The 5,078-nt window shown below is 50.3% G+C and carries 5 protein-coding genes; 4 read left to right on the top strand and 1 reads right to left on the bottom strand.

The window, feature by feature from the left end; genetic code table 11:
* From HOK28_22885 to HOK28_22870, 4 genes are all read left to right on the top strand, one after another.
* The coding region (locus HOK28_22885; protein ID MBT6435955.1) for an HDOD domain-containing protein at positions 1-379 on the top strand (379 nt) is incomplete at its 5' end.
* 39 nt (positions 380-418) lie between these two features.
* Entirely contained in the window at positions 419-2,494 is a 2,076-nt protein-coding gene (locus HOK28_22880) for an adenylate/guanylate cyclase domain-containing protein (protein MBT6435954.1), read from the top strand.
* Between the two features lie 9 nt (positions 2,495-2,503).
* Positions 2,504-3,004, top strand: a complete 501-nt coding sequence (locus tag HOK28_22875; GenBank protein ID MBT6435953.1) for a methylated-DNA--[protein]-cysteine S-methyltransferase — start codon at positions 2,504-2,506, stop codon at positions 3,002-3,004.
* Positions 3,001-4,785, top strand: a complete 1,785-nt coding sequence (locus HOK28_22870; protein ID MBT6435952.1) for an acyl-CoA dehydrogenase — start codon at positions 3,001-3,003, stop codon at positions 4,783-4,785. The genes HOK28_22875 and HOK28_22870 overlap by 4 nt, the downstream gene beginning before the upstream one ends.
* Here the strand turns inward: HOK28_22870 and HOK28_22865 are convergent.
* Positions 4,782-5,078, bottom strand: a 297-nt coding sequence (locus HOK28_22865) for a cytochrome d ubiquinol oxidase subunit II (GenBank protein MBT6435951.1), incomplete at its 5' end; no start/stop codon positions are given. The two genes, HOK28_22870 and HOK28_22865, sit on opposite strands and share 4 nt — an antisense overlap.

The following is a 5,078-nucleotide window of genomic DNA, read 5'->3' as shown; positions in this document are numbered from 1 at the left end:
GGTCGTTGCCCGGATGGCTAAAGAGGGCATTGAATCCTGGGTGGCCGAGGAAGAGGCTTTTGGTTGCCACCACGCGGCTGTGGGAGGCGTCATGTTGATGCAGTGGGAGCTGCCGATGCATCAAGTGAATGCGATTTTATGGCACCATCATCTCGAGGATCTGGACGCTGTCCCGGAAAGTGGTCGTGAGCTGTCTTGCGTTGTCCATGTTGCCGATATGATTACGAATCATCTGGGTATCAACTCAACCGGTCTCGAAAAAGATTTGATTTTAGATACCCCCGCTCAAAAGCTATTGGCCTTGTCCGATGCCCAAATTGAGGGGCTGGTAGAGAAGACTCGTGAGCGCTACGAGGAAGAAAAAGACATTTTTTCTTAAGGGCTTACATCGTTTCCTGCGCGCTGTTACAGTTTCTGTGTGAAGCAAACCGTTCGTTTTTTTAGTTCCATCGGATGCTTAGTATTTCTAGCGGCATTTGGGGTTCCTGCGAGCGGGCAGGCAGAAGTTGCAAAGCAAACCATCGACTGTATTGAAATATCCCATGGTGAACCCATCTCACTGGCTGGTTCTTGGAGCTTTGAGTGGATGGAGAACAGCCCTGGTGTGGTTTGGAGCGAAGGCGCGCCTGAATCCGAAATTCTACGTATACCATCGATATGGGGTGAGACTGACCAAGCCGGCGGTTCACCTTGGCCGCATTTTGGCTACGGAACCTACCGTCTCAATCTTCTCTTTCAGGGAAGCTGTCCTCTTGACCTCGGAATAGACTTTGTTTCAGTGCGTTCCTCCGCACGGGCGAGTGTGGTGTGGCCTGATGGTGAAGTCGTTGAGCTGGGTCATATTGGCAAGTTTTCGAAGGATTCTCGAAAAGCGATTCATCAGCATAGGCGAACGGTCTTCCCCATTCACAAACGCGCCTTTAATCAAGCACAGCTCGTGGTGGAAATCGCAAAATACGACGGCGGTGAGGGTGGTTTGAATCGAGCACCTTATGTGGGGGAGCTTCAAGCGCTGATTTCACGTAAGCAAATGGATGCCCAGCGCCACTTCTTTGTGCTCGGTATTTTAATCTTCGTGGCTTTTTATCACCTCATGCTTTTCTTTTCGCGTACCACAGATCGCAGCAGTCTTTACTTTGCATTGATGTGCCTCATTATGTTTTTTCGATTTTTTGTGGTGCATGGTTTTATTGACCTATGGTTCAGCGAACCTCATGAATGGCTCTATCAGTTGAAGGTTCAGCTGGATTACGCAAGCTACGCAATTGTTCTTTTGGTTTGTTACCGTTACATTTCAACCTTGTTTCCAGACATGATGTGGGAACCTTGGATGCGTGTGATGGCCAGTATTGTTATTTGCCTGGTCGCGGCCACTCCGTTTGGCGGTGCCTTGGCTATTTCATCGTGGTTCTTTTACGTTCACGCGCTTTTTGCAGCCACCAGCGTGTTTGCGCTCTATGCTCTATTTCGAGCGGTTCGGGCGAAGAAGTCTGGTTCTAAAAGACTCGCTGCAGGTTTTTTATTGATTATGCTAACCGGCGTGAACGATGTGTTTGCTGGGGCGGATGTTTTAACAACGCCGATGCTCTCACCCTTGGGTTTGATTGTCTTTATTTTCATCAATGCCAGGATTATTGCAGAGCGCCACAGTCAGGCTCTCGAGACCGCTGAACACCTAACGGCAAACTTAGAGAGCGAGGTTTTGAAGAAGACGCGGGAGCTTGAGGCACGCACCTGGGAGGCCGAGGAAGCCCAGGACGCCGCGGTGACGGCCCAGGTAAAAGTTGAGGAACTCAATCGTGATATCACTGAAAATGTTCTGAAGCGCTATTTGCCCCCGATGCTGATCGATGAAATTTTAGAGGGCGACCGAAAGATGAATGATTCACCCAAGCATCTGGATGTGACAATCATCTTTACTGACCTTGTGGGTTTTACGAGTCTATCTGAAAAAATAGGTACGCAAACCATCGCGCGCCTCTTAAACGAATATTTTACGGCGATGGGTGATGTCATTTTTGATAACGGCGGAACCATCGATAAGTTTATCGGTGATGCCATAATGGTGATGTTTGGAGCTCCCGTTGAATCGACACCCAAGATACAGGCACGTCAGGCATCGGCTACAGCTTTAGGTATGATGGCCCAGCTAAGAATCTTGAATAAAAAGTGGAATGAAGAAGGCCTGCCATCTCTATCGATGCGGATCGGGATTCACCGAGGTCCCGCTTTAGTAGGTAACTTAGGAAGCGACCGTCGCATTGACTACACCGCCATTGGCAGCACTGTAAACCGAGCATCTCGTATTGAGACAGCATGTGTCCCAGGGTGTGTCTTCATGTCTGACGAGGTAGCCTCACTCTTGCCTAGTGACATGTACATTGTGGCGGGGGATTTTGACCTCAAAGGGTTTCACGAAAAAGTGACTCTTTATCAGTTGAAGCGGTCAAATATTATTGAGCTGAATGTTTCCAATATAAAGAATTCCGGCTAATAAATCTTCATGGAATTAGTGAGAGAGTCGGTTGCTACACCCCTGGGTAAGGTCGTACTCGTAACGTCTCAAGAAAAGCTATGCAGTCTGGATTTTGAGGGCTTTGAAGAGCGCCTCAACCGCCTCCTTGCGAAGAGGTTCGGATTTTACCGTTTCGTGACTGGGGTGGCGTCCACTGAGATGCCGAGTCGTGTTGCGGCATATTTTGCAGGGGATCTTAACGCTTTCTCTGGGGTACCACTACTTACGCAGGGCAGCCCATTTCAGGAGAAGGTATGGCGAGCTTTGGGGGCCATCGCCCCAGGAACGACCTGCTCGTACAAAGATATTGCGATAAGCATTCACGCTCCTAAGGCATCACGTGCTGTGGGCGGTGCCAACGGTCTTAACCCAATAGCCTTGGCAGTTCCTTGCCACCGGGTTATTGGTGCAAGTGGAACCCTGGGTGGATACGCCGGGGGCTTGAGTAAAAAGAGATGGCTGCTGAGCCACGAGAGGAAATGGACATGAGCTTTATTATAAACCGAACCGATCTAGCATTTGTTTTGTACGATTGGCTTGATGTGAATGCTCTCTGTCAGTGGGACAGGTTCCAAGAACATGACCAAGAAACCTTTGATGCGGTTCTGGATACGGCGCACGCAATTGCTCGCGAAGAGTTTGAAACCCATGCCCATAAACTTGATGAAAACGAGCCTCACCTAAAAGATGGTAAGGTTCAGCTGATTCCCGAGGTGAAGCAGGCACTTGACGCCTACGTTGCGGCTGGCTTTATGGCCGCGCACCGGGACGCAGAAGAAGGCGGGATGCAACTGCCATGGGTCTTGGCCCAGGCGGCACAAGGTCTCTTTTATGGGGCTAATATTTCAACCGCTGGTTATCCTCTTTTAAGTGTGGGAGTAGCCAATCTCTTGGAAGCATGGGGTAGCGCGTCTCAAAAAGAGAATTACATGCGACCAATCCTTGAAGGCCGATTCTTCGGGACCATGTGTCTGTCTGAACCAGAGGCAGGATCCTCTCTTGCTGACCTCCAGACACGAGCCGTGCCGAAGGATGATGGCAGCTATGAGATCACGGGAACGAAAATGTGGATCTCGGGCGGTGACCATGACCTCTGCGAAAACATCATTCACTTGGTGCTGGCGAAGCTCCCAGGTGCACCGGATGGTGTGAAGGGGATCTCACTTTTCGTCGTACCGAAGTACCTAGAAAATGGAGACTCCAATGCCGTGGTGCTGGCGGGTCTTAACCATAAGATGGGGTTTCGTGGCACTGTGAATACTCTACTTAACTTCGGAGAAGGCGGGACTTGTCGAGGTGAGTTGGTGGGTAAGGAGCATCAAGGGTTAAGGGCCATGTTCCATATGATGAATGAAGCCCGCATTGGCGTTGGCTTCGGAGCAACGATGCTGGGCTATGGCGGATACCTCTGTTCTCTGGATTACGCGCGTGAAAGGCCTCAGGGACGGCATCCGGATAATCGTGACCCCTCGTCGCCTCAAGTTCCTATTATTGAACATGCCGACGTAAAGAGAATGCTCTTGAAGCAGAAATCTTTTGTGGAGGGTGGTTTGGCACTGGGTCTTTATGCTGCAAAGCTAATCGATGAAGCTGAGCATCACCCTGATTCTGGCAAAAGAGATGAGGCCAAGAAGATGCTTCATATTCTGACGCCTGTCGCCAAAGCGTGGCCTTCGCGTTATTGCCTGGAGGCCAATGACCAAGCCATTCAGGTTCTCGGTGGCGCCGGTTATACCCGAGATTACCCGGTGGAGCGGTTTTACCGAGATAACCGTCTTAATGCCATTCACGAGGGAACCAATGGGATTCAAGGTCTCGATCTCTTGGGCCGGAAGATTCTAGCCGACGGTGGCCAATCGTTGATGGTGCTGGCGGGAAGAATGCAAGAGACGATGAAGCGGGCAGCATCAAACCCAGATCTCGCAGGCTTAGCGACTCAGCTGGGAGACGTTACCCAACGAGTCCAGGCTTGTATTGCTACTGTAGGACAAGCTGCGGCTAAAGGTGAACTGCGAAAAGCGCTGGCAGACGCATCGTTATTTCTGGAAGCTTTTGGGCACACAGTTGTGGCCTGGATCTGGCTAGAGCAAGCATTGGTTGCTCAAGGTAAGCTGGATGAGACTTCTGGAAAAGCGAGCGGGTTCTATGGTGGTAAAATAAGCGCCGCTCGTTATTTCTTTAGATATGAGCTGAGTGATGTTCCGAACAAGCTTAATATTGTCATGGGTATGCATGGTGAGTGCTTGACGATGGATGTTGCCGGTTTTTAGTGCTTGGCCGGAGCCTTAAAGATTTTGAAGAGATAGAAGAGGCCGGGGAGAATTAGAAAAGAGCCACCGATCAGTGCGCCGGCAAGGGCATCGAGTGTGGGTTTAGGGGCTATGGTTTCGTGCCAGGTGATACTGCTGCCGTTGGAAAGCTCCACGATGTTTGGGAAATGAGCGCCCCAGTAGCCTGTGAGAATTAAGGTTACGACGAGTCCTACCAAGAAACGAATCAGCCAGACGTTGTTTTGATTCAGTTGCTTCCAGATCAGAATGACTGCAAGACTTGCGCCCCATAG

The sequence above is a fragment of the Deltaproteobacteria bacterium genome, from assembly GCA_018668695.1.
In the GTDB taxonomy this organism is placed as follows: domain Bacteria; phylum Myxococcota; class XYA12-FULL-58-9; order XYA12-FULL-58-9; family JABJBS01; genus JABJBS01.
The sequence above is the reverse complement of the archived record's forward strand: the minus strand, read 5'-3'. Positions and strand labels throughout refer to the sequence as shown.